This window comes from Streptococcus panodentis (assembly GCF_017884005.1).
GTDB lineage: Bacteria > Bacillota > Bacilli > Lactobacillales > Streptococcaceae > Streptococcus > Streptococcus panodentis.
Genome location: NZ_QFAY01000015.1, coordinates 19,797 through 40,802, shown reverse-complemented (window position 1 = coordinate 40,802; position 21,006 = coordinate 19,797). Strand labels below are relative to the sequence as shown.

The following is a 21,006-nucleotide window of genomic DNA, read 5'->3' as shown; positions in this document are numbered from 1 at the left end:
TGACCGATGGCACGAAGACGACGCCAACCGCGCCGTCACAGACAGAGGTCAAGACTGCGGACGGCACTTGGACTTTCAAGTCTTATGACAAGAACGAAGAAACCATCAATGGTGCGGATGTGAAATTCGTCGGCACTTGGGAATTCACTCCAACTCCAAGCCCAGTGCTAACTTACAAAGCAGTCCATGCATTTGTCAGCGGCACAGCCGGCAGGGAACTGCCCCAGGAAGTCAAGGACTTGCTTCCGGCGGACAAGACCGACTTGGCCGATGGTACGAAGACGACGCCAACCGCGCCGTCACAGACAGAGGTCAAGACTGCGGACGGCACTTGGACTTTCAAGTCTTATGACAAGAACGAAGAAACCATCAATGGTGCGGATGCTCACTTCCTTGGCAGCTGGACTTTTGCAGCTGATTCAAGGACACTTACTGGCAGCGTGACTTGGATGGATCAGGACAACAGCACTGGCCGCCGTCCGCAAAGTGTGCTCATTCACCTGCTGGCTGATGGACAGGATACCGGTATCAGTGTGACGGTCAATGAAGCCATGGGATGGAGGTATAGCTTTGAAAACCTGCCGCGTTACAAGGATGGCAAGGAAATCATCTACAGCGTCCGTGAAGACGAAGTAGAAGGCTACAGCAGCAAAGCAGATGGTATGAATGTGACCAATCATCTGGCTGTCAAACCTGAGGTCAGAGAGGTTGGGAAGAAGCAGATTCTGCCGAGAACTGGTCAGAATGCTTCCATCTGGCTGCTGGCTCTTGGCTTCCTGACTCTTGGAGGGGCGGTTGGTTTGATCAAGCATCAGCGCAGCTAACCCCAAGCTTCAGTAAGAGCAAGTTCAAAAAACTGTTTCAAAAGTCTGTTATTCCCTTTCTGCTGGGAATAGCAGGCTTTTTTTAGGGGAAAGAAAAACATTATAAGCAGGCAAAAAAACTTAAATTTTTTTATAACATTTAAAATGGCCTTGTATTTTTCTAATAAGTGTGGTAAACTATTTTGGTAAAAAATTATATAAAGGAGACTGTTGATGCAAACAAAATCAATCGTACTTACCAGTGGATTAGTTGGCCTGATTGGTGGTATTTTCCTGCTGCTAGGACCAATTTTGATTTTCACTGTATTGGGTTCCAGCTTTTTGTTCACAATTCTGAAAATTGCTATCTTAGCTTTAGGAATTGCTAGCCTTGTCTACTATAAAGGAGATCAGCGTGTCGGTGTTGCCGGTCCTGTACTCTTAATCATTGCTGGTATTGTTGCCTTGATTCCATTATTGGGCTGGCTTGGAGGAATTCTTGCTATTGTAGGCGGTGCCCTTTACTTAGCAAACCTGAAAAAATTCACAGTCTAATGACATAAAGAAATGATGGCTCTGGGCCGTCATTTTTTTACGGAATTGTTATTTACAATCATTCTTGATAGTAAAGTGTAGCCTGTCATGCTATAATAGAAACAAACAAGTGAAGGATTTGGCGCAAGCATGATGAATGAACAAAATAAGCAGCATTATCAGGAAGTGCTGGAACATCTGCGGACCAAAGGGGTTCGCATAACAGAAACGCGCAAGGCGGTCACTGCCTTTATTATCAACAGTCATGACCATCCCAGTGCAGAGATGATTTATCAGGCCCTCCTGCCCCAGTATCCCAGTATGAGTCTGGCGACGGTTTATAACAATCTCAAGGTCCTGATGGAGGAAGGTTTTGTCTCAGAAATCAAGGTTCCCAATGATATGACGACCTATTTTGACTTCATGGGCCATCAGCACCTCAATGTCATCTGTGAAAAGTGCGGCCGGATCGCCGATATGGACATTGATATTCCGGATGTCAAGCATGAGGCCGAGCTGCAAACCGGCTATCGGATTGCCAAAAGCCAGAGGACCGTCTACGGCCTCTGCCCCCAATGCCAGAAAAAGCAAGTTCTTAGCTGAGGAGAACGGCTTTTTATTTTGCAGGAAACTGCTGCAAGACACATGCGATGATATTGTACAGTATTTGCTAAGTGTCTATTTTTTCAGCAAGACCTGATATTTTTGTGCTAGGATTTTTAAGTTTTTTGTTATAATAAACTAAGAACCGGCTTTTCAATAAGCTTTGAATTGGAAGGATATGAGGAGTCAGTTAAAGGAACATTGAAAAGCTTGTTATTGCATACAATAACTGCCGTTACTATGGTTTCGATTTTTAGGAGGTCTTATGTTCTGGCGAAGAAATTGGGAGGATGAGATATCAGGAAGCGAAGAGTCCCCTTTTTTGGAATGCCGGCATCTTCTCTTTGAGGAGGAGGCAGATTATCCTATCTGTCCTTCCTGCGGCAAGCTAATTAAGAAAAATCTCCCTCAAAACAGTGTGGACCGCTCACGTCTTTTCCTGATTTGTCAAAAGGTGAAGCGAGTCTGGAGTGTCAAAATTGGAATTGCTTCGACACTGCTCATTCTTATCCTATCTTATTTACTGCCACAGCTTATAGGTGGATGGTTTCTATGGACGGGGAACTATGGATTTAGTAGATTTATTCCTTCTAGTTCTCACAATCCCACCTTATTTAGTGTGACACTTTTTGGCTACATTCCCTTATTTATCTTTTTTGTAGCTAGAGAGCGTGTTAAGCGATTTTTCACCTTCTCTTTGGGGATTGAACATTTCCATAAAATCCTTTATTCTTGGCCGGTTCAGCTTACTCTCTTTATCTTTATTATCATCTTATTAAGTATTTATGTGCCTAAATTTTACGAGATGGAAGGAGAATCCTTGATTGCTAAGCAAATTCAGCTGACTCCCGCCCAGCACGTCAAGGGTGTAGAGCTCTTTGTCTTTGTTAATATGCTTTGTAACTGGATAGTAGCAGGCTTGCTGGTCATTCATCAGCTGATAGACAGACGGCGGACTTGGTGGCTCAAGGAAGCCAACGAGGCCTATCTGGCTGGTGGCTGCTGAGATGAAGAGAAGTTTCGATTTTTAGGAGGTCTTATGTTCTGGAGAAAGAAATGGCTGGATGAGTTGCCAGATGGCGAAGAGTCCCCTTTTTTGGAATGCCGGCACCTTCTTTTTGAGGAGGAGGCAGATTATCCTATCTGTCCTTCCTGCGGCAAGCTAATTAAGAAAAATCTCCCTCAAAACAGTGTGGACCGTTCACATCTTTATCTGATTCATCAAAAGGTACAGCGGATATGGAGTGTCCAATTGGGGAAGGGCTATTCCTGGTTTCTTATATTTATTTTAGCTCTTTTTTTGCCTGATTTTTTAAGTAATATCATACTGAAGAATGGAAATTATGGCTTTACTACTTTTGTAGTTCCAAGTCATCGTACGCCTGGGATGTTTGCTTTTGCTATGACTGGTTATATTCTTCCTTGTCTGTTTTTTCTCGGTCAGGAGCGCACCAAACGGTTTACGACTTTTTCTTTAGGTTTTGAGCGTTTCCATAAAATCCTTTATTCTTGGCCTGTTCGCCTTGTTACTTTTGTTGCTGTTATTTGTTTTATCAATGTCATTATGCCAAAAATTTATGGGGTTGAGGGAGATGTATTTATAGGTAAACATAGTCAATTGACTCCCGCCCAGCACGTTAAGGGTGTAGAGCTCTTCATCTTTGTCAATATGCTTTGTAACTGGATAGTAGCAGGATTGTTAGTCGTTCATCAACTGATAGACAGGCGGCGGACTTGGTGGCTCAAGGAAGCCAACGAGGCTTACCTGGCTGGTGGTTGCTGAGATGAAGAGAAGTTTGATTTTTAGGAGGTCTTATGTTCTGGAGAAAGAAATGGCTGGATGACTTGCCAGACGGCGAAGAGTCCCCTTTTTTGGAATGCCGCCACCTTCTTTTTGAGGAGGAGGCGGGTTATCCCATTTGTCCCGCTTGCGGTGGACTGATAAAAGAGAATTTCCCTCAGAAAAATACGGATAAGGCCCGGCTACACCTGATATGGAAAAAGGTTCAGAAACTGTGGAGCGTCAAGTTTGGAGAGGGTTATTCATTATGGTTAGTCCTCTTTCCAGCTATTTTTGTTCCAGAATATCTAGGTTACTGGCTTTTAAGTACGGGAGATTATGGTTTTACTAGCTTCTTTCTTCCAAGTCGGCATCGGCCGACAATGATTAGTTATGCTATTGAAGGCTATTTTGTCCTGTTTTTCTTTTTTCTAGGTCAGGAGCGCACTAAACGGTTTACAACCTTTTCTTTGGGCTTTGAGCGTTTCCATAAAATCCTTTATTCTTGGCCTGTGCGTGTTGTTCTTTTTGCCCTTATCATCTTTTTGCTTAATCTTTACATGCCTAAGATTTACGAGCCATATGCACAGTATTATATATCCAAGCATGATTATCTGACTCCCGCCCAGCATGCCAAGGGGGTAGAACTTTTTATCCAGACTAACATGCTTTCAATTTGGATGACGGCTGGCCTGTTGGCAATTCATGAGTTAGTAGATAGGCGCAGAACCAAGTGGCTCAAGGAAGCTAATGAGGCTTATCTGGCTGGTGGTTGCTGAGATTGAGAGAAGATTTCTGGATAAAAAGGCTGGATTTTGTCAATTAGACTAGCTTTTTAGGCGAAAATTTTGTAAAATGGAATAGATAAAGGGGGACTCCCCCGAAAAATAAAAGGAGAATCCATCTAATGGTAAAATTAGTTTTTGCTCGCCACGGTGAGTCTGAGTGGAACAAGGCCAATCTTTTCACTGGTTGGGCTGATGTAGACCTTTCTGAAAAAGGAACACAGCAAGCGATCGACGCTGGTAAGCTGATCAAGGAAGCAGGCATTGAGTTTGACCAAGCCTACACTTCAGTATTGAAACGCGCTATCAAGACTACTAACTTGGCTCTGGAAGCAGCTGACCAGCTCTGGGTGCCAGTTGAAAAATCTTGGCGGCTGAACGAGCGTCACTATGGCGGCCTGACTGGTAAAAACAAGGCAGAAGCAGCAGAGCAGTTCGGTGATGAGCAGGTTCACATCTGGCGCCGTTCTTACGATGTTTTGCCTCCAGATATGGCCAAAGACGATGAGCATTCAGCTCACACGGACCGCCGTTACGCTCATCTGGACGACTCTGTCATCCCTGATGCAGAAAACCTAAAAGTAACCTTGGAACGCGCCCTGCCATTCTGGGAAGACAAGATTGCACCAGACCTGAAAGATGGTAAAAATGTCTTTGTCGGAGCGCATGGTAACTCTATCCGCGCTTTGGTAAAACACATCAAACACCTGTCTGATGACGAAATTATGAATGTGGAAATTCCAAACTTCCCGCCATTGGTATTTGAGTTTGATGACAAATTGAATGTCGTAAAAGAATACTACCTTGGTAAATAAGGGTACAGGAATCTGGGACTTGGTCTCAGGTTCTTTGCTTTGTCAGGAAAGCCTGTCTGGCAGCAGTCTGCTCTGAGTTATTAAGGGATTTCCGGATAGATTAGTCAGGATTTTAAACTGTTCTGTCAGCTTTGTTTTTTCATCAGCTGGGATTTGTGGTAAAATAAAGGTCAGAACTTTTTACTAGAATGAGAGAAAACATGGCCAAGAAAGAGAGAAAATTTGACAGTCATTCCATCACTCGGCGGCTCTATCTGCTGTTCGGGCTTGTCATGATGTTGTTTTTAGCCCTGATTGCGCGTCTGGGCTACATGCAGGTGGTCAATCAGGACTTTTATACAGAAAAGCTGGCCAAGGCCAGCAAGACCAAGATTACCACCAGCTCGGTGCGGGGGCAGATTTACGATGCTGCGGGTACGCCCTTGGTGGAAAATACGACCAAGCAGGTCGTGACCTATACGCGGGATAATCGGCTGACAGCAGGTGAAATCCGCGAGACAGCTCAGAAACTGCTCGGATATGTCTCTGTTTCAGATGCCACGGTCACAGATCGGCAGGAGGTGGACTATTATCTGGCCGACAGCAATGTTTACAAGGAAGTCGTTGACAAGCTGCCCAAGGATAAAAAGTTTGATGCGGATGGCAACCGCCGGTCTGAGTCTGACATTTATAAGGCAGCGGCTGAAAGCATTGATCCAGCCCAGCTGGGCTATACGGACGAGGAGAAAAAAGCAATCGTCCTTTTCAGCCAGATGAATGCTATTTCCAACTTTTCCACTGGAACAATCCAAACGGATGCCCTGTCTACGGAGCAGGTAGCTATTCTGGCATCCAGCAGTAAGGAGCTGCCGGGGATTAGTGTGTCAACTGGCTGGGACCGCAAGGTGCTGGATACTTCTCTGGCTTCTATCGTGGGAAATATTTCCACCGAGAAGACCGGTCTGCCTGCAGAAGAAGCGGATGCCTACCTGAAAAAGGGCTACTCGCTCAATGACCGGGTGGGAACCTCTTATCTGGAAAAGCAGTATGAGTCAGTTTTGCAGGGCAAGCGAGCTGAAAAAGAGATTCATCTGGACAAGAACGGCGACATGGAGAGCGTTGAAACTATTTCCGACGGCAGCAAGGGGGATAATCTCAAGCTGACCATCGACCTGACCTTCCAGCAGGGTGTGGAGGATATTCTCAAAAATGCCTTCAATGCAGAATTGGCCAGCGGCAATGCGACCTACTCAGAAGGAGCCTATGCTGTGGCGATGGATCCGAATACAGGGGCTATCTTAGCCATGGCAGGTGTCAAGCACGATACGGAATCAGGAGATGTGTCTGTCGATGCTCTAGGGACCATGACCAATGTTTTTGAGCCGGGCTCTGTCGTCAAGGCGGCTACTCTGACCTCTGGCTGGGAGAATGATGCCATCAGCGGCAATCAGGTCCTGACTGACCAGCCCATTAGCTTTGGCGGTACGGATACCATCACTTCCTGGTTTACCCAGTATGGTTCGCGCGCCATCACAGCTCAGGAAGCCTTGGAATATTCTTCTAATACCTATATGGTGCAGGTGGCGCTGAAAATGATGGGAACGCCTTACTCCGCCGATATGAAGCTGAATTTTGATGAGCTGGATTCGTCTATGAAAAAGCTGCGCTCGACCTTTGCGGAGTACGGCTTGGGGACGGAGACTGGGATTGACCTGCCCAATGAATCCGCAGGCTATGTCCCTGAAAAATTCACCTTCGCCAACTATCTGACTAATTCCTTCGGCCAGTTTGACAACTACACGACCCTGCAGCTGGCCCAGTATGCTGCTACGGTTGCCAATAACGGCAAGCGGATTGCTCCGCATTTGGTTGAAGGTATCTACGGCAATAGCGACCAAGGCGGTTTGGGTGACTTGGTTGAAAAGATAGACGGCAAGGAGCTGAATCAGGTTTCCATTTCCGAGGACAATATGGACATTATTAAGCAGGGCTTCTATCAGGTAGTGCACGGCAGCAGCGGCTTTACGACTGGACGGACCATTTCCCAAGGAGAGTCGGTGCCTATCAGTGCCAAGACGGGGACGGCTGAGACCTTTGTGGACAAGGGCAAGAAAGAAGCCATCAATACCAATGTGGTGTCCTATGCACCTGCCAGCAATCCCCAGATTGCGGTGGCGGTCGTTTTCCCCCACAATACCGACCTATCTTCTACAGTCAGCCACAGCATCACCCGCGATATTATCAATCTTTATAATCAACAACACCCTATGAATTAGCGCTCAATGAAAATCATCACCAAACGGGGAAGACTAACAGCAGTCAGTGCTCAAGTACAGCAATCTGGTTTGAGGAGATTTTTTGAGAATAGAGAAAGGATTTTATGCTTTACCCCACTCCTATTGCCAAACTGATTGACAGCTTTTCCAAACTGCCTGGTATTGGCATCAAAACAGCCACTCGTCTGGCTTTTTACACGATTGGCATGAGTGATGATGATGTCAATGAATTTGCCAAAAACTTGCTGGCCGCAAAGCGTGAGCTGTCTTACTGCTCTATCTGCGGCAATCTGACCGATGAGGACCCCTGTGCCATCTGTCAGGATGAATCGCGGGATCAGACGACGATTTTGATTGTTGAGGACAGCCGCGATGTGTCTGCTATGGAAAACATTCAGGAATACCATGGTCTCTATCATGTCCTGCATGGTCTGATCTCTCCTATGAATGGTATCGGACCGGATGACATCAATCTCAAAAGCCTGATTACCCGGCTGATGGACAGCGAGGTGGAGGAGGTCATCGTGGCTACCAATGCAACGGCCGATGGCGAAGCGACCTCTATGTATATTTCGCGCGTCCTGAAGCCTGCCGGGATTAAGGTGACCCGCTTGGCACGTGGCTTGGCAGTCGGCTCTGACATTGAGTATGCGGACGAAGTGACCTTGCTCAGGGCCATTGAAAACCGGACGGAGTTATAAGAGTGACAAGATTTTCTGACCAATCCGGTCAGGGAATCTTTTTTTATCCGGCAGAATATGGTATACTGAAACAGTCTAAAGGCTGGGGATTCCTCAGTCCGACTCTTTGAAAATCGAAGAAGATGTTAGGGTCTTTTCGTTTGCTTTATCTGCAATCAGGCGGTGGAGGTATTTATGGCCCATCGATCTTCCTCTTATCCCCTGTCATTTTCGATTTTCTTTGAGCAGCAAATCAACTTTTAAAAAAGGTTAGGATGAAAAATGAGTAAAAAAACCTTGATTTTACTGTACGGCGGCCGGAGTGCGGAGCGGGAAGTATCGGTCCTGTCGGCTGAGAGTGTTATGCGGGCGGTCAATTATGATCAGTTTGCTGTCAAGACCTATTTTATCAGCAAGGACGGGGACTTTATCCGGACTCAGGCATTTGATAGAAAGCCGGCTGCGGATGTCCGACTCATGACCAATGAGACGGTGGAGCGTTCCCAGCAAATCAAGCCCAGTGACATTTATGAGGAGGGGGCGATTGTCTTTCCGGTCCTGCATGGCCCTATGGGCGAGGACGGCTCGATTCAGGGATTTTTGGAAACCCTGAAGCTGGCTTATGTAGGCACTGCTGTTCTGGCATCCAGTCTGGCTATGGATAAGATCAGCACCAAGCGGATATTGGAGTCGGCAGGGATTGCCCAAGTACCTTATGTGGCTGTCATTGAAGGGGAGGATATTGAGGAAAAAATCGCCCAAATCGAAAGCCAGCTGACCTATCCGGTCTTCACCAAGCCATCCAATATGGGCTCCAGTGTCGGTATTTCCAAGTCTGACAGTCGGACGGAGCTGCGGGCAGCGCTGGAGCTGGCCTTTAAATATGACAGTCGGGTCTTGGTGGAGCAGGGGGTCACTGCGCGGGAGATTGAGGTCGGACTCCTGGGCAACTACGATGTGAGGAGCACTCTGCCCGGCGAAGTGGTCAAGGATGTGGCTTTCTATGACTACGAAGCCAAGTATATTGATAATAAAATTACCATGGATATTCCGGCCAAGGTGCCGGATGAGGTAGCGGCCCTCATGCGCAAAAATGCAGAGACAGCCTTTCGGGCTTTGGGCGGACTGGGTCTGTCCCGCTGTGATTTCTTCTATACGGAAAAGGGCGAGGTCTTCCTCAATGAGCTCAACACCATGCCGGGCTTTACCCAATGGTCTATGTATCCGCTGCTTTGGGAAAATATGGACCTGACTTATGCAGACCTGATCGAAAAATTAGCTGATTTAGCTCAGGAAGCCTTTGAAAAACGCGAAGCGCATCTGCTGTAAAATATGGTATAATGAAAGAACTGAAAAACTTTCGGTTCTTTCTTTTTGGGAAAATTCCGAAAAAATAGAGGAAGACTATGCAAATAAGTTTATATGAAGCGGCAGAAGTTCTGGCTGCTAAAAATGATGTAAGAGCTTTTAGCGATAGGGTTCTGACCAAGCCTGAATTTGACAGCCGTCTGATTGAGGCGGGAGACCTCTTTGTGCCCCTCAAAGGGGCGCGTGACGGCCATGATTTTATCGCGGCTGCCTTTGAAAAGGGAGCCGCAGCCACCTTGTCTGCAATCGAGCTGGATCAGGGCCCTTATATTTTAGTCGATGATGTGCTGGCGGCCTTTCAGCGTCTGGCCCAGTATGTACTGGAGAAAATGCCGGTGGATGTGCTGGCAGTGACTGGCTCTAACGGCAAGACAACGACCAAGGATATGCTGGCTCAGCTTTTAGCTTCCACCTACAAGACTTACAAAACTCAGGGAAATTACAATAATGAAATTGGACTGCCCTATACGGTCCTGCACATGCCTGATGATACGGAGAAGCTGGTCCTGGAAATGGGACAGGATCATTTGGGAGACATTCATCTCCTGTCTGAGATTGCCAGGCCCAAGACCGCTATCGTTACTCTGATCGGCGAGGCCCATCTGGAATTTTTCGGCAGCCGCAGGGAAATTGCTCAGGGAAAGATGCAGATTGCAGACGGCATGAAAGAAGGAGGGCTGCTCTTGCTGCCCGCGGATAAGCTTGTCAACGACTTTCTGCCTCAGACACAGCGGCTGGTCCGCTTTGGTCCGGATGCGGATATTTTCCTGACCCGGCTGGAGGAGCGCAGGGACAGTCTGACCTTTGCGGCCAATTTCTTAGAAGAAGAGATCTTCCTGCCGGTGACGGGCAAATACAATGCCAGCAATGCCATGATTGCAGCCTATGCAGCCCTGCAGGAAGGGGTGAGCGAGGCGGCTGTCCGTCAGGCCTTTGCCCAGCTGGAGCTGACCCGCAATCGGACGGAATGGAAGAAAGCCGACAATGGTGCAGATATCCTGTCGGATGTTTACAATGCCAATCCCACGGCTATGCGGCTGATTTTGGAGACATTTTCCACCATTGACGCCAATCCCGGCGGCCGCAAACTGGCGGTACTGGCGGATATGAAGGAGCTGGGAGCGGATTCCCGCTCGATGCACGGCTCCATCATTACCAGCCTCAATCCTGAAGTGATCACTCAGCTCTTTCTCTACGGGGATGACATGGCTGCTCTCTATGACTATGCCAAGGAAATTTTCCCGCCCGGTCAGGTCCGCTATTTTGTCAAAACCGCTGACCAAGATCAGTTTGACCAGCTGACCGAGGCAGTCAAAACCGCTCTTCAGCCTGCCGACCAAATCCTGCTCAAAGGCAGCAATTCTATGAATCTGGCTCAGCTGGTGGAGGAGTTGGAGAAGGGATGAGAATAGCCGTTCATAGATTGAAGAAATTGTCAGTATTTGATAGTTTGACTATTTTAATGGAATTACAATTTTTTCTCGTTTTACTTTTTCTATATTCCAGATATTCAATCTTTACTTTTGCTGTGCTTCCGCTAATAACATTGGTATCACTCATTTGCAATAAAAGTGGGGATAGATTATATAGAGTGACGTTTTCAAACTACTTTAAATTAAGTAGAAATAAAATTCATACTTATCATTTTATCAATTTACTATCTTACTGTGCAAATCTGCATATTTGTGTTGAGTGGAATAAAATTTTAATTGCTAATAAATCAATAAATGCTAATGATTGGAAATATTTCTTATTATTGATTGTGCTTAGTATAACTTTGATTGGGATTATAATTAATTTTATCAGAGCATTTGGCTTGAACGAAGCAGTGTTTTTATCTTATTTTGTTTTTTTATTCTTTTTAGGGTTTATGAAAACTGACGATTGGCCATTTTACGCACTTGTATTCACCTTAATAGGAAATCTTTTTCTATCAAATGATATGTATAGGTTTATAAAAAAACGTAGAAATGGATATAAAATTCCGTTTGAAATAGAGAGAAAAATATTTAAAAAGAAGTTTTTGTTTAATTTTTTTATACCAATATTTTATTTATTTTTGCTTATAGTAAAAGATTGGAATTTTACCCAAAATTGGATTTTAACAAAAAAGACAGCCCATGATTTTATTTTAATACAAATTTCCAAGGGGATTAGCCGTTTAGTTATAATAGCTATATTTACTGCACTTTATCAAATTCTAAGTTTCAAGCTTAATAATAATAAATTATTTCAAAAGCTGTGTTTTAAAACTAGAAAAAATATTATAAAATTTTTTGAAAGATAAAAATTTTAAAAATGAAAAACAACTAGAGCAATGAGAAAAGAGATTTTATGAACGATTTTTTAAGCACGACCAAAACAGCACCGCCGCCGATTCCGCCCTTCTGGTATGGCATTATGATGGCTTTGATGCTGCTTTTGATCTACACCTCTGTCCGCTATGCCCATAATGCTGCCTACCGTAAGACTTTCAAGGTCCTGCAGGCTATCCAGCTTTTGGTGCTCTACAGCTGGTATTTTGGTTTTCAGATTTCGGTGGCCAACAGCCTGCCCTTTTACCACTGCCGGCTGGCCATGTTTGCCGTCCTGCTCCTGCCGGACAAATGGCGGAGCAAGCAGTATTTTGCCCTCTTGGGGGCCAGCGGAGCGGTCTTTGCCCTGGTCTATCCGGTCTTCGACCCCTACAATTTCCCCCATATCACCAGCTTTTCCTTCCTGCTGGGCCACTACTGCCTCCTAGTCAATTCCCTGGTTTACCTGATGAACCATTATGACAAGACCCTGCTCAAGAAATACATGATTATCGCCTACACCTTTGCCCTGGATCTTTTCTTGGTCGGTGTCAATCATCTGACGGGTGGCAATTACGGCCTCATGGCTCGGCCGCCGCTGATCAAGGGAGACAGTGTGCTGGTGAATTACCTGGTCGTATCGACCATCCTGGCCGCCGCCCTGGTCCTCTTTGACGAATTGTTTAAGCGACGGTGGAAGAAGAAATTGATGCCGGCTTATCAGAAAGTCCGCTGAAAGAGAATAGAAGAACTTGCCAGCTAGTGATAGCTGGTTTTTAAAAATGTTAAATCCTATTTGAGAAAAGCTATTTGAGAAAACGTAACAAATTCCCCAACTAATTGAAAAAAAGCCTTAAATCCGCTATAATAGGTAGGTTGAAAGGAATCATGACAGTCCAACGTGAGATAAAAAATCAAGACAATCGTGTTAATATATTTAAAAAAGAAAGAGAATGCCATGACTTTACAAGAAGAAATTAAGAAACGCCGTACTTTTGCCATCATTTCCCACCCGGATGCGGGGAAGACGACCATCACCGAGCAGCTGCTCTATTTTGGCGGTGAGATCCGTGAAGCGGGGACGGTCAAGGGCAAAAAGACTGGCAATTTTGCCAAGTCCGACTGGATGGATATTGAGAAGCAGCGGGGGATTTCGGTGACTTCCTCTGTCATGCAGTTTGACTACGAGGGCAAGCGGGTCAATATTTTGGATACGCCGGGGCACGAGGATTTCTCGGAAGACACCTATCGGACCTTGATGGCGGTGGATGCAGCCGTTATGGTCATTGACTCGGCTAAGGGGATTGAGGCCCAGACCAAGAAGCTCTTTGAGGTGGTTAAGCACCGCAATATCCCTGTCTTTACCTTTATGAACAAGCTGGACCGTGACGGACGCGAGCCGCTGGATTTGCTGGAGGAGCTGGAGGAGATTCTGGGGATTGCCAGCTATCCGATGAACTGGCCCATCGGCATGGGCAAGAGCTTTGAAGGTCTCTATGACCTTTATAATGAGCGCTTGGAGCTCTATAAGGGGGAGGAACGCTTTGCGACGCTGGCTGAGGGAGACCAGCTCTTTGCTTCCAATCCGTTCTATGAGCAGGTCAAGGAGGATATTGAGCTCCTGCAGGAAGCGGGCAATGAATTTTCCGAAGAAGCCATTCTGGACGGCAGGCTGACACCGGTCTTCTTTGGCTCTGCACTGACTAACTTCGGTGTGCAGACCTTTTTGGAAACCTTCCTCAAGTTTGCGCCGGAACCCCACGGCCACAAGAAGACAGACGGTGATGAGGTCGAGCCGCTCAGCCCGGATTTCTCCGGCTTTGTCTTTAAGATTCAGGCCAATATGGATCCCCGCCACCGCGACCGCATCGCCTTTGTCCGCATTGTTTCCGGTGAATTTGAGCGCGGTATGAGCGTCAACCTGCCTCGGACCGGAAAATCAGCCAAGCTGTCCAATGTGACCCAGTTTATGGCTGAGAGCCGGGAAAATGTGACCAATGCAGTGGCCGGTGATATTATCGGGGTTTATGATACGGGGACCTACCAAGTCGGCGACACCCTGACTGTTGGTAAACATAAGTTTGAATTTGAACCCCTGCCGACCTTTACGCCAGAAATTTTCATGAAAGTTTCTGCAAAGAATGTCATGAAGCAGAAGTCCTTCCACAAGGGCATCGAGCAGCTGGTCCAGGAGGGAGCTATCCAGCTCTATACCAACTATCAGACCGGCGAATACATGCTGGGCGCGGTCGGCCAGCTCCAGTTTGAGGTCTTCAAGCACCGCATGGAAAATGAATACAACGCCGAAGTGGTTATGAATCCCATGGGCAAGAAGACCGTCCGCTGGATTTCCCCAGATGATCTGGATGAGCGCATGTCCTCCAGCCGCAATATTCTGGCCAAGGACCGCTTTGACCAGCCCGTCTTTCTCTTTGAAAATGACTTCGCCCTCCGCTGGTTTGCGGATAAGTATCCAGATGTCAAGCTGGAGGAGAAGATGTAACGCGATTTAACTGATTGCAACTAAAGTTGCTAATCAGTTGACGGCAATCGCTATGGCGAATTGCCTAATCGCCTTACTAACTTCGACAATCGAATAGTATCGATTCGATTGTCTCCGTGTCGTAACTCTAAATTTGATTGTCTTCGTGTCGTAACTTTTGGAAAACTGAAACTGACTGCGTTCGATAAATAGTATCAATTCGATTGTCTCTGTGTCGTGATGCTAAAATCGTATCCTTATTTTAAGTTTTGCTTGGCTGCATAGTAGGCCATGTCTGATGAGACCATGTCTAATTGCCCTACTAACTTCGCCAATCGAATGCTATCGATTCGATTGGCTTCGTGTTGTAACTTTATAAATCAAACACCTTGTTGTAACGCCTATATTATCTGATTTGATTCTGTAGGACTGAATGATTTGCTGAATCTGAAACTGCTGATTAGCTGACGGCAATCGCTATGGCGGCCTGGCTCAGCATACGGTTTCTAAACCAATCTAATGTTTGACAGACATTAGAAAACCGCCGAGGAAGCGCGAACTTGTAGAAATATCAGAAAGGACCTCCCATGTTTCTGGAAAGAAAATTGAAAGACCAGTCCGTCTGGATCAATATTGATTCGGATGAAGTCAAGAAGAATGCGCAGATTTATCAGGATTATGGGATTGATCAGGAGACCATTGAGTATGCGCTGGATAAAAATGAGCGGGCCCACATGGACTACAACCGGGAGAATGGAACGGTGCTTTTCATCTACAATGTTCTCAATTTAGCGACGGACAAGGATTATTATGAGACCATTCCTATGACTTTCATCGTACAGGAACGACGGTTGATCACCATCAGCAATCAGGACAATGCCTATGTGGTGGATATGCTGAGGGCCTACACGGAGCAGCATGAGCCGGTTTCAATCTATAAATTTCTCTTTGCCGGGCTGGAGCTGATTTCCAATTCCTACTATCCGGTCATTGAGAAGATGGACAAGTCCAAAGATGACATCAACCGCCTGCTGCGCAAGACGACGACCAAGAAGCATCTCTTTGCTCTGTCTGACTTGGAGACCTCTATGGTCTATCTGGTCGCTGCGGCCAAACAGAATCGCATGCTGCTGGAGCATATCAAGAGTCACGGTATTTACCGCTCTTTTGATGAGACAGAGAAAGAGCAGTTTGACGATGCCATGATTGAGGCCCGCCAGCTGGTTTCCATGACCGATCTGATTGCTCAGGTTCTCAGTCAGCTGTCTGGGTCCTACAATAACATTTTGAACAACAATCTGAACGATAATTTGACGCTTCTGACCATTATTTCTGTCCTTTTGGCAGTTTTGGCAGTCATCACCGGCTTTTTCGGCATGAATGTGCCTCTTCCTCTATCAGATGACAAAAATGCCTGGATTTATATCGTTGTCATCAGCCTCATCCTCTGGGGAGTCCTGACCAAGGTCCTCAAATGGGTGGCGAATAAAAAATAAAAGTGGTGCAGAAGCTGCCTCCAGTCAGGCAGCTTCTGCACTACTTTTTTGTCTTGTGCGATATTCCAGTACCCAGCCGATTATCCAGAGGCCGACTAATAGATAATTTTCCACCCAGCCCAGCAGATTGGCTTGATTGATCTTAGCTAGGTAGCCAATCAGGTGGTTGGTGCCAAAGCCCAGTCCGCCCAATATCAATGCTAGAAGCGTCATCCGCAGGTAAAACCAGTCGTACTTGATGTTGACGGCTATGAGCAGGGGAAGGATAGCCAGATTCCAAAAGCCGATTTCCCGCTGCCAATATGGAGCCAGACCGTAAACTGATTCCGTGCCCAGAAGCTGGGGACGGAATAGCTGAATCAAGGCCGCTCCCAGCATAGCCAGGATGAGCAAGATAAAAGTAAATCTTAAAAATTTGTTCATCGTTTTCTCCTTATGTTTATTACCATTATAAATAAAGGGTCGCAGGATTTCAAGAAACTTCAGCCAAAAAATAAATCTTACGCACAAATCCTATCTTTTGGCCTGGCTTTGTGGTATACTAGATAGGTTGCAAGTGACTAAGTTGATTTTCACTGAATGAGAACCAGCAACGCGGGTTGCAGATAAAAAAAGGATACAAGCTATCCAGCTAATCAACGACCCATCATTCTCTTGAGAATTAGCTGCTACTCAAGAGCAATCCATGCTGTTCAAGCTTGATTGCACAGAGTAAAAATGCCTGATAAGGTGGCTTCGCACTGCCTTTAGAAAGAAGAAGAACATTGAAATTTAATGAATTACATTTGTCAGCTGAACTGCTGGCAGAGATTGACAAAGCCGGCTTTGTAGAGGCCAGCCCTATCCAAGAGCAGACCATTCCGCTGGCTATGGCCGGCAAGGACGTGATTGGTCAGGCTCAGACCGGGACCGGTAAGACTGCGGCCTTTGGCTTCCCGACTCTGGAAAAGATTGACACGGACAATCCGACGGTGCAGGCTCTGATTATTGCCCCGACGCGGGAGCTGGCTGTGCAGAGTCAGGAAGAACTCTTCCGCTTCGGCCGCAGCAAGGGTGTCAAGGTCCGCTCGGTTTATGGTGGCTCCAGCATCGAAAAGCAAATCAAGGCTCTCAAGTCCGGTGCCCATATCGTCGTCGGGACACCGGGCCGTCTTTTGGATCTGATCAAGCGCAAGGCCCTCAAGCTCAATCATGTGGAAACCTTGATTTTGGATGAGGCCGATGAAATGCTTAATATGGGCTTTTTGGAAGATATTGAGTCCATTATTTCCCGCGTTCCGCAAGAGCGCCAGACCCTGCTCTTTTCGGCTACTATGCCGGATGCTATCAAGCGTATTGGAGTCCAGTTTATGAAGGATCCTGACCATGTCAAGATTGCAGCCAAAGAGCTGACGACTGAGCTGGTGGATCAGTATTATATCCGTGTCAAGGAAAATGAAAAATTTGACACCATGACCCGGCTCATGGATGTGGACCAGCCAGAGCTGTCTATCGTCTTTGGCCGGACCAAGCGCCGGGTGGATGAGCTGACCCGCGGTCTCAAGCTTCGCGGTTTCCGGGCGGAAGGCATCCATGGCGACCTCGATCAAGGCAAGCGCCTCCGGGTTCTCCGTGATTTTAAAAATGGCGGTCTGGATGTCTTGGTGGCAACGGATGTGGCTGCCCGCGGTCTGGACATTTCTGGGGTCACTCACGTCTATAACTATGACATTCCGCAGGATCCAGAAAGCTATGTTCACCGCATCGGCCGGACCGGCCGTGCCGGTAAGTCAGGTCAGTCCATTACCTTTGTAGCGCCGAATGAAATGGGCTACCTGCACATCATCGAAAATCTGACCAAGAAGCGGATGAAGGGTCTCAAGCCGGCGACGGCAGAGGAAGCTTTCCAAGCCAAGAAAAAGGTAGCCCTCAAGAAAATTGAGCGAGACTTTGAGGATGAAACGGTCCGCAGCAATTTTGAAAAGTTTGGCAAGGATGCCCGCAAGCTGGCCGCTGAGTTTTCTCCGGAAGAATTGGCCATGTATATCCTGACGCTGACCGTGCAGGATCCGGACTCTCTGCCGGAAGTAGAGATTGCCCGTGAGAAACCTCTTCCTTTCAAACCGTCAGGCGGCGGATTTGGCGGCAGAGGCAAGGGGGGCCGTGGCAGCAGCCGCCGCAGCGACAGCAAGGGCGGAGGCAGACGCGACAGCTACAAAAAAGGCGGTAAGCATGACCGCTTTGATAAGGAAAAACGCTACCGCAAGGACCACAAAAAACCACGCAATACCTCCAGCGAAAAGAAAACCGGCTTTGTCATCCGCAATAAAGGGGATAAATAAGCAGATACATAACAGTTTGGCTCTGTAGTTCAGGGTCAAATTTTGTTTTTGCCGGAATGCTTGAGAAACAAGATTTTTTGCGCTAAGGTCAGCTTTGGGTTCATACACAATAGACTTGTTGGGACAGGAATGATTCTTCTTTCTTGTATAGTCTTTTCGTTTGTTTTTAGCAGTGGGAGTCTGTCCCACCGCCTCAGGCGGCAGATAAAGCTTCCGTAGGAAGTGTCAGAAGATCCAGCGGAGCTATGGAGGCGGCACTTTGGATGGGTGGGATTTTGGCTGTGCGCCTTACTTGAAAGTAGCTGGGAAGCCTGCCTGTTCAGATAGGAACAAGTTCATTCAGGGAACTGTTTTATTTTTGTTTGTAAAAGCTTTCATAAATTTTTGTTTATCTGGCCAGAGTGTAGTATAATAAAGTAAGGGTTGCTCATACTCAAAGAAAAACCAGTCTGAAAACGGCTAAAATCTTAGAAACGGGATTGCTGGAAAGGGGCCCCCAGACCTTTTCGTCATTCAGCGAATCTGCCGGCATGAAGCGATTCTTGCCGACGGCATTGCCAGCTGTTGCTGACACCTTCCCGCTTGTTTCGGCTTCTCTGTCAGTCAGAGCGGCGCAGCTGATTTTACCCGCCTTGCTAGTGGGGATAAAGGAGAAAAACATGAAAGAAAGTCGGCATAGAGTGATTTTGCAGGAACTGGATCAAACCGGTGTTGTCTCTGTCAAAAATCTGAAAGAATTATTGGATGTTACGGATATGACGATTCGCAGGGACCTGATTGATTTGGAAAAGCAGGGCCTCCTGACGCGGGTCCATGGCGGAGCGCATAAGAAAGTCAAGGATGCGCTCAATGAAGTGTCTCATTCGGAAAAGCAGATGATCAATATTGAGGAAAAGAAGCTGATTGCCAAGAAGTGCGCGGCTCTCATTTTGAACGGTGACACAGTCTTTATCGGTTCTGGGACAACGACTGATTTTATCAGTGATTATCTGGATGGCAAAAGCATCAGCATCGTGACCAATTCTCTGCCGATTTTTGAAAAGCTCAAAGATCGGCCCAATCTTGACCTAATCCTGATTGGCGGACGCTATCGGGTCAAGACCCAGACCTTTGTCGGCCAGTTCGCCAATAATCTCCTGAAAGAAATCAAGGTGTCTAAGGCCTTTATCGGAGTGAATGGGATTGATGGCCACAATGTCACCACGACGAATGAAGAAGAGGGGAACGGCGATGCCATTATCCTCAACAATGCTATTGAAAAATACATCGTTGCGGATAACAGTAAGTTTGACAGCTATTCTTTTTACACTTTCTACCGTCTGGACAATATTGATGCCATTATCACGGATGAAAATCTGTCACCGAAAGTCAAGGAAAAATACAGTTCCTATACCAAGGTTTTATAATTTTGCAAAGAGGCTGGGGCAGGCTCTCATGATGACTGTGCTGTCATGGGGTCTGTCCCACCATTTTTTAGACGGACAGAAGAGTCTGTGCGCCCGTTCGAATCGTAGCGTTTTTTTCTAAATTTTTCAAAAGTTATTGACAAAATACTATTTGCATGATATAGTAGATAGGTAATGCTGATTTAGCTCAGTAGGCAGAGCGCATCCATGGTAAGGATGAGGTCGCCGGTTCGATCCCGGCAATTAGCATCTTATAGGACAAGCTTGGGTTTTCCAGGCTTTTTTCTTTGCCAAAAAATGCTCTGCTATTTTCCAAAAGCTGACACTGAGAGAGGTAAAGCCAAGCAGAATATGATATAATGGAAATAATAATAGTTCGTTGCTTTTGCCTTGCCTTGCCTGTGCAGGCGGAGGGGTGGGTTATTTCAAAAAGGATGAAGATTGGCTATGTATATCGAAATGATAGATGAAACGGGTCAGGTCTCAGAAGAGATCCTCAAGCAGACCCAGGAAATTTTGGAATTTGCGGCTCAGAAGACTGGCAAGGAAAAGAAGGAGATGGCTGTGACCTTTGTGACAAATGAGCGCAGCCATGAGCTCAATCTGGCCTACCGAGACACCGACCGGCCGACGGATGTCATCAGTCTGGAGTACAAGCCGGAGCTGGAGATTGCCGTGGACGAGGAGGACTTGCTGGACAATCCTGAGCTGGCTGAGATGCTGGAGGATTTTGATGCTTATATCGGTGAACTCTTCATTTCGGTGGACAAGGCGCGCGAGCAGGCGGAAGAGTACGGCCACAGCTTTGAGCGGGAGATGGGCTTTTTGGCGGTGCATGGATTTCTGCATATCACTGGCTATGATCACTATAGGCCAGAAGAAGAGGCAGAAATGTTTGGTTTACAGGAAGAAATTTTAACGGCTTATGGACTCACAAGGAAATAACAAACGCAAATGGAAAAATCGGGATGTCGTCTCGAGTCTGGAATTTGCTTTAACCGGTATTTTTACAGCCTTTAAAGAGGAGCGCAACCTGCGCAACCATGCTTTTTCGGCCCTGGCTGCGATAGTCGCGGGTCTGGTTTTTCGGGTGTCGGCTGTCGAGTGGCTCTTTCTCTTTTTGAGCATTTTTCTGGTCATTGCCTTTGAAATTGTCAATTCTGCCATTGAAAATGTCGTAGATCTGGCCAGCAACTACCACTTTTCTATGCTGGCCAAGAATGCCAAGGATATGGCAGCAGGCGCTGTTCTGGTCATTTCCGGCTTTGCGGTTGTGACAGGATTGATTATTTTTGTTCCCAAGATTTGGGATTGGTTTTTTTGAGAGCTTGAAAATCGGGGGCAACCGCCGATTTTCTGCTGTTTTAATGGAAATATAGAGGTG

21 protein-coding genes and 1 tRNA gene (1 of these 22 cut by a window edge) are annotated in these 21,006 nt (G+C 46.6%); 20 read left to right on the top strand and 2 right to left on the bottom strand.

The genetic code is table 11. The annotated features are described in order from the left end of the window. The 15 genes from DHL47_RS07875 to DHL47_RS07805 all read left to right on the top strand — a co-directional run. Positions 1–824: the final stretch of an LPXTG-anchored SHIRT domain periscope protein gene (locus DHL47_RS07875; protein ID WP_209551488.1), read on the top strand. It extends 1,816 nt beyond the left edge of the window; the window shows 824 of its 2,640 coding nt (coding positions 1,817–2,640); its start codon lies off the left edge, out of view; it ends in the stop codon at positions 822–824. Positions 825–1,037: 213 nt separating this feature from the next. Further along, the gene (locus tag DHL47_RS07870; RefSeq protein ID WP_209551487.1) at positions 1,038–1,358 is read left to right on the top strand and encodes a hypothetical protein; all 321 of its coding nucleotides are present in this window, start codon (positions 1,038–1,040) and stop codon (positions 1,356–1,358) included. A 132-nt stretch (positions 1,359–1,490) separates the two neighbouring features. Continuing rightward, positions 1,491–1,940, top strand: coding sequence for a Fur family transcriptional regulator (locus tag DHL47_RS07865; protein WP_209551505.1), 450 nt, complete (start codon positions 1,491–1,493; stop codon positions 1,938–1,940). Positions 1,941–2,205: 265 nt separating this feature from the next. After that, positions 2,206–2,946: a hypothetical protein gene (locus tag DHL47_RS07860; protein ID WP_209551486.1), complete on the top strand. Its 741-nt coding sequence runs from the start codon at positions 2,206–2,208 to the stop codon at positions 2,944–2,946. A 33-nt stretch (positions 2,947–2,979) separates the two neighbouring features. After that, positions 2,980–3,723: a hypothetical protein gene (locus DHL47_RS07855; RefSeq protein ID WP_209551485.1), complete on the top strand. Its 744-nt coding sequence runs from the start codon at positions 2,980–2,982 to the stop codon at positions 3,721–3,723. 32 nt (positions 3,724–3,755) lie between these two features. Next, positions 3,756–4,499, top strand: coding sequence for a hypothetical protein (locus DHL47_RS07850; RefSeq protein WP_209551484.1), 744 nt, complete (start codon positions 3,756–3,758; stop codon positions 4,497–4,499). A gap of 128 nt (positions 4,500–4,627) precedes the next feature. Further along, positions 4,628–5,320, top strand: coding sequence for a phosphoglycerate mutase (locus tag DHL47_RS07845; protein WP_209551483.1), 693 nt, complete (start codon positions 4,628–4,630; stop codon positions 5,318–5,320). A 188-nt stretch (positions 5,321–5,508) separates the two neighbouring features. Continuing rightward, the gene (gene pbp2b / locus DHL47_RS07840) at positions 5,509–7,575 is read left to right on the top strand and encodes a penicillin-binding protein PBP2B (RefSeq protein WP_209551482.1); all 2,067 of its coding nucleotides are present in this window, start codon (positions 5,509–5,511) and stop codon (positions 7,573–7,575) included. Positions 7,576–7,679: 104 nt separating this feature from the next. Next, complete coding sequence (gene recR, locus DHL47_RS07835; RefSeq protein WP_128837029.1) at positions 7,680–8,276, top strand: recombination mediator RecR; 597 nt, start codon at positions 7,680–7,682, stop codon at positions 8,274–8,276. Positions 8,277–8,537: 261 nt separating this feature from the next. After that, on the top strand, positions 8,538–9,584 hold the full coding sequence (locus DHL47_RS07830) for a D-alanine--D-alanine ligase (RefSeq protein WP_209551481.1): 1,047 nt from the start codon (positions 8,538–8,540) through the stop codon (positions 9,582–9,584). Positions 9,585–9,661: 77 nt separating this feature from the next. Then, on the top strand, positions 9,662–11,029 hold the full coding sequence (locus DHL47_RS07825) for a UDP-N-acetylmuramoyl-tripeptide--D-alanyl-D-alanine ligase (RefSeq protein WP_209551480.1): 1,368 nt from the start codon (positions 9,662–9,664) through the stop codon (positions 11,027–11,029). Beyond that, entirely contained in the window at positions 11,026–11,910 is an 885-nt protein-coding gene (locus DHL47_RS07820) for a hypothetical protein (protein ID WP_209551479.1), read from the top strand. The genes DHL47_RS07825 and DHL47_RS07820 overlap by 4 nt, the downstream gene beginning before the upstream one ends. 47 nt (positions 11,911–11,957) lie before the next feature. Further along, complete coding sequence (locus DHL47_RS07815; protein ID WP_209551478.1) at positions 11,958–12,653, top strand: YwaF family protein; 696 nt, start codon at positions 11,958–11,960, stop codon at positions 12,651–12,653. Between the two features lie 222 nt (positions 12,654–12,875). Then, positions 12,876–14,420, top strand: a complete 1,545-nt coding sequence (locus DHL47_RS07810; RefSeq protein ID WP_209551477.1) for a peptide chain release factor 3 — start codon at positions 12,876–12,878, stop codon at positions 14,418–14,420. A gap of 566 nt (positions 14,421–14,986) precedes the next feature. Next, complete coding sequence (locus DHL47_RS07805; RefSeq protein ID WP_128837024.1) at positions 14,987–15,895, top strand: magnesium transporter CorA family protein; 909 nt, start codon at positions 14,987–14,989, stop codon at positions 15,893–15,895. A 24-nt stretch (positions 15,896–15,919) separates the two neighbouring features. Here DHL47_RS07805 and DHL47_RS07800 read toward each other — a convergent pair whose 3' ends face one another. After that, positions 15,920–16,318 (bottom strand): hypothetical protein, encoded by a 399-nt coding sequence (locus DHL47_RS07800; protein WP_209551476.1) that lies wholly within the window; start codon positions 16,316–16,318, stop codon positions 15,920–15,922. Positions 16,319–16,659: 341 nt separating this feature from the next. On the opposite strand from DHL47_RS07800, the gene cshA reads away from it, so the two are divergent. Further along, on the top strand, positions 16,660–18,216 hold the full coding sequence (gene cshA, locus DHL47_RS07795; RefSeq protein WP_209551475.1) for a degradosome RNA helicase CshA: 1,557 nt from the start codon (positions 16,660–16,662) through the stop codon (positions 18,214–18,216). Between the two features lie 433 nt (positions 18,217–18,649). Here the strand turns inward: cshA and DHL47_RS07790 are convergent, their stop codons facing one another. Next, a complete protein-coding gene (locus DHL47_RS07790) occupies positions 18,650–18,790 on the bottom strand; it encodes a hypothetical protein (protein WP_209551474.1) in 141 nt (46 codons plus the stop codon). An 85-nt stretch (positions 18,791–18,875) separates the two neighbouring features. Between DHL47_RS07790 and DHL47_RS07785 the strand changes: the two genes are divergently transcribed. The 4 genes from DHL47_RS07785 to DHL47_RS07770 all read left to right on the top strand — a co-directional run bounded on the left by DHL47_RS07785 (position 18,876) and on the right by DHL47_RS07770 (position 20,946). Continuing rightward, positions 18,876–19,622, top strand: coding sequence for a DeoR/GlpR family DNA-binding transcription regulator (locus tag DHL47_RS07785; protein ID WP_128837023.1), 747 nt, complete (start codon positions 18,876–18,878; stop codon positions 19,620–19,622). Between the two features lie 176 nt (positions 19,623–19,798). Continuing rightward, positions 19,799–19,871 (top strand) — tRNA-Thr (locus DHL47_RS07780). 198 nt (positions 19,872–20,069) lie between these two features. Then, a complete protein-coding gene (gene ybeY / locus DHL47_RS07775; RefSeq protein ID WP_209551473.1) occupies positions 20,070–20,567 on the top strand; it encodes an rRNA maturation RNase YbeY in 498 nt (165 codons plus the stop codon). Beyond that, entirely contained in the window at positions 20,548–20,946 is a 399-nt protein-coding gene (locus DHL47_RS07770) for a diacylglycerol kinase family protein (RefSeq protein ID WP_209551472.1), read from the top strand. Before ybeY ends, DHL47_RS07770 begins: the two co-directional genes overlap by 20 nt. The last annotated feature ends 60 nt before the right edge of the window (positions 20,947–21,006 follow it).

Bases quoted from the DNA above. Each gene is read 5' to 3' on its own strand.
- pbp2b (WP_209551482.1), top strand. From the start codon at position 5,509: ATGAGAGAAAACATGGCCAAGAAAGAGAGAAAATTTGACAGTCATTCC.
- DHL47_RS07830 (WP_209551481.1), top strand. From the start codon at position 8,538: ATGAGTAAAAAAACCTTGATTTTACTGTACGGCGGCCGGAGTGCGGAG.
- DHL47_RS07785 (WP_128837023.1), top strand. From the start codon at position 18,876: ATGAAAGAAAGTCGGCATAGAGTGATTTTGCAGGAACTGGATCAAACC.
- DHL47_RS07855 (WP_209551485.1), top strand. From the start codon at position 2,980: ATGTTCTGGAGAAAGAAATGGCTGGATGAGTTGCCAGATGGCGAAGAG.
- DHL47_RS07805 (WP_128837024.1), top strand. From the start codon at position 14,987: ATGTTTCTGGAAAGAAAATTGAAAGACCAGTCCGTCTGGATCAATATT.
- DHL47_RS07800 (WP_209551476.1), bottom strand. From the start codon at position 16,318: ATGAACAAATTTTTAAGATTTACTTTTATCTTGCTCATCCTGGCTATG.
- DHL47_RS07860 (WP_209551486.1), top strand. From the start codon at position 2,206: ATGTTCTGGCGAAGAAATTGGGAGGATGAGATATCAGGAAGCGAAGAG.
- DHL47_RS07865 (WP_209551505.1), top strand. From the start codon at position 1,491: ATGAATGAACAAAATAAGCAGCATTATCAGGAAGTGCTGGAACATCTG.
- DHL47_RS07770 (WP_209551472.1), top strand. From the start codon at position 20,548: ATGGACTCACAAGGAAATAACAAACGCAAATGGAAAAATCGGGATGTC.
- DHL47_RS07815 (WP_209551478.1), top strand. From the start codon at position 11,958: ATGAACGATTTTTTAAGCACGACCAAAACAGCACCGCCGCCGATTCCG.
- DHL47_RS07825 (WP_209551480.1), top strand. From the start codon at position 9,662: ATGCAAATAAGTTTATATGAAGCGGCAGAAGTTCTGGCTGCTAAAAAT.
- DHL47_RS07820 (WP_209551479.1), top strand. From the start codon at position 11,026: ATGAGAATAGCCGTTCATAGATTGAAGAAATTGTCAGTATTTGATAGT.
- recR (WP_128837029.1), top strand. From the start codon at position 7,680: ATGCTTTACCCCACTCCTATTGCCAAACTGATTGACAGCTTTTCCAAA.
- ybeY (WP_209551473.1), top strand. From the start codon at position 20,070: ATGTATATCGAAATGATAGATGAAACGGGTCAGGTCTCAGAAGAGATC.
- DHL47_RS07845 (WP_209551483.1), top strand. From the start codon at position 4,628: ATGGTAAAATTAGTTTTTGCTCGCCACGGTGAGTCTGAGTGGAACAAG.
- DHL47_RS07850 (WP_209551484.1), top strand. From the start codon at position 3,756: ATGTTCTGGAGAAAGAAATGGCTGGATGACTTGCCAGACGGCGAAGAG.
- DHL47_RS07810 (WP_209551477.1), top strand. From the start codon at position 12,876: ATGACTTTACAAGAAGAAATTAAGAAACGCCGTACTTTTGCCATCATT.
- DHL47_RS07870 (WP_209551487.1), top strand. From the start codon at position 1,038: ATGCAAACAAAATCAATCGTACTTACCAGTGGATTAGTTGGCCTGATT.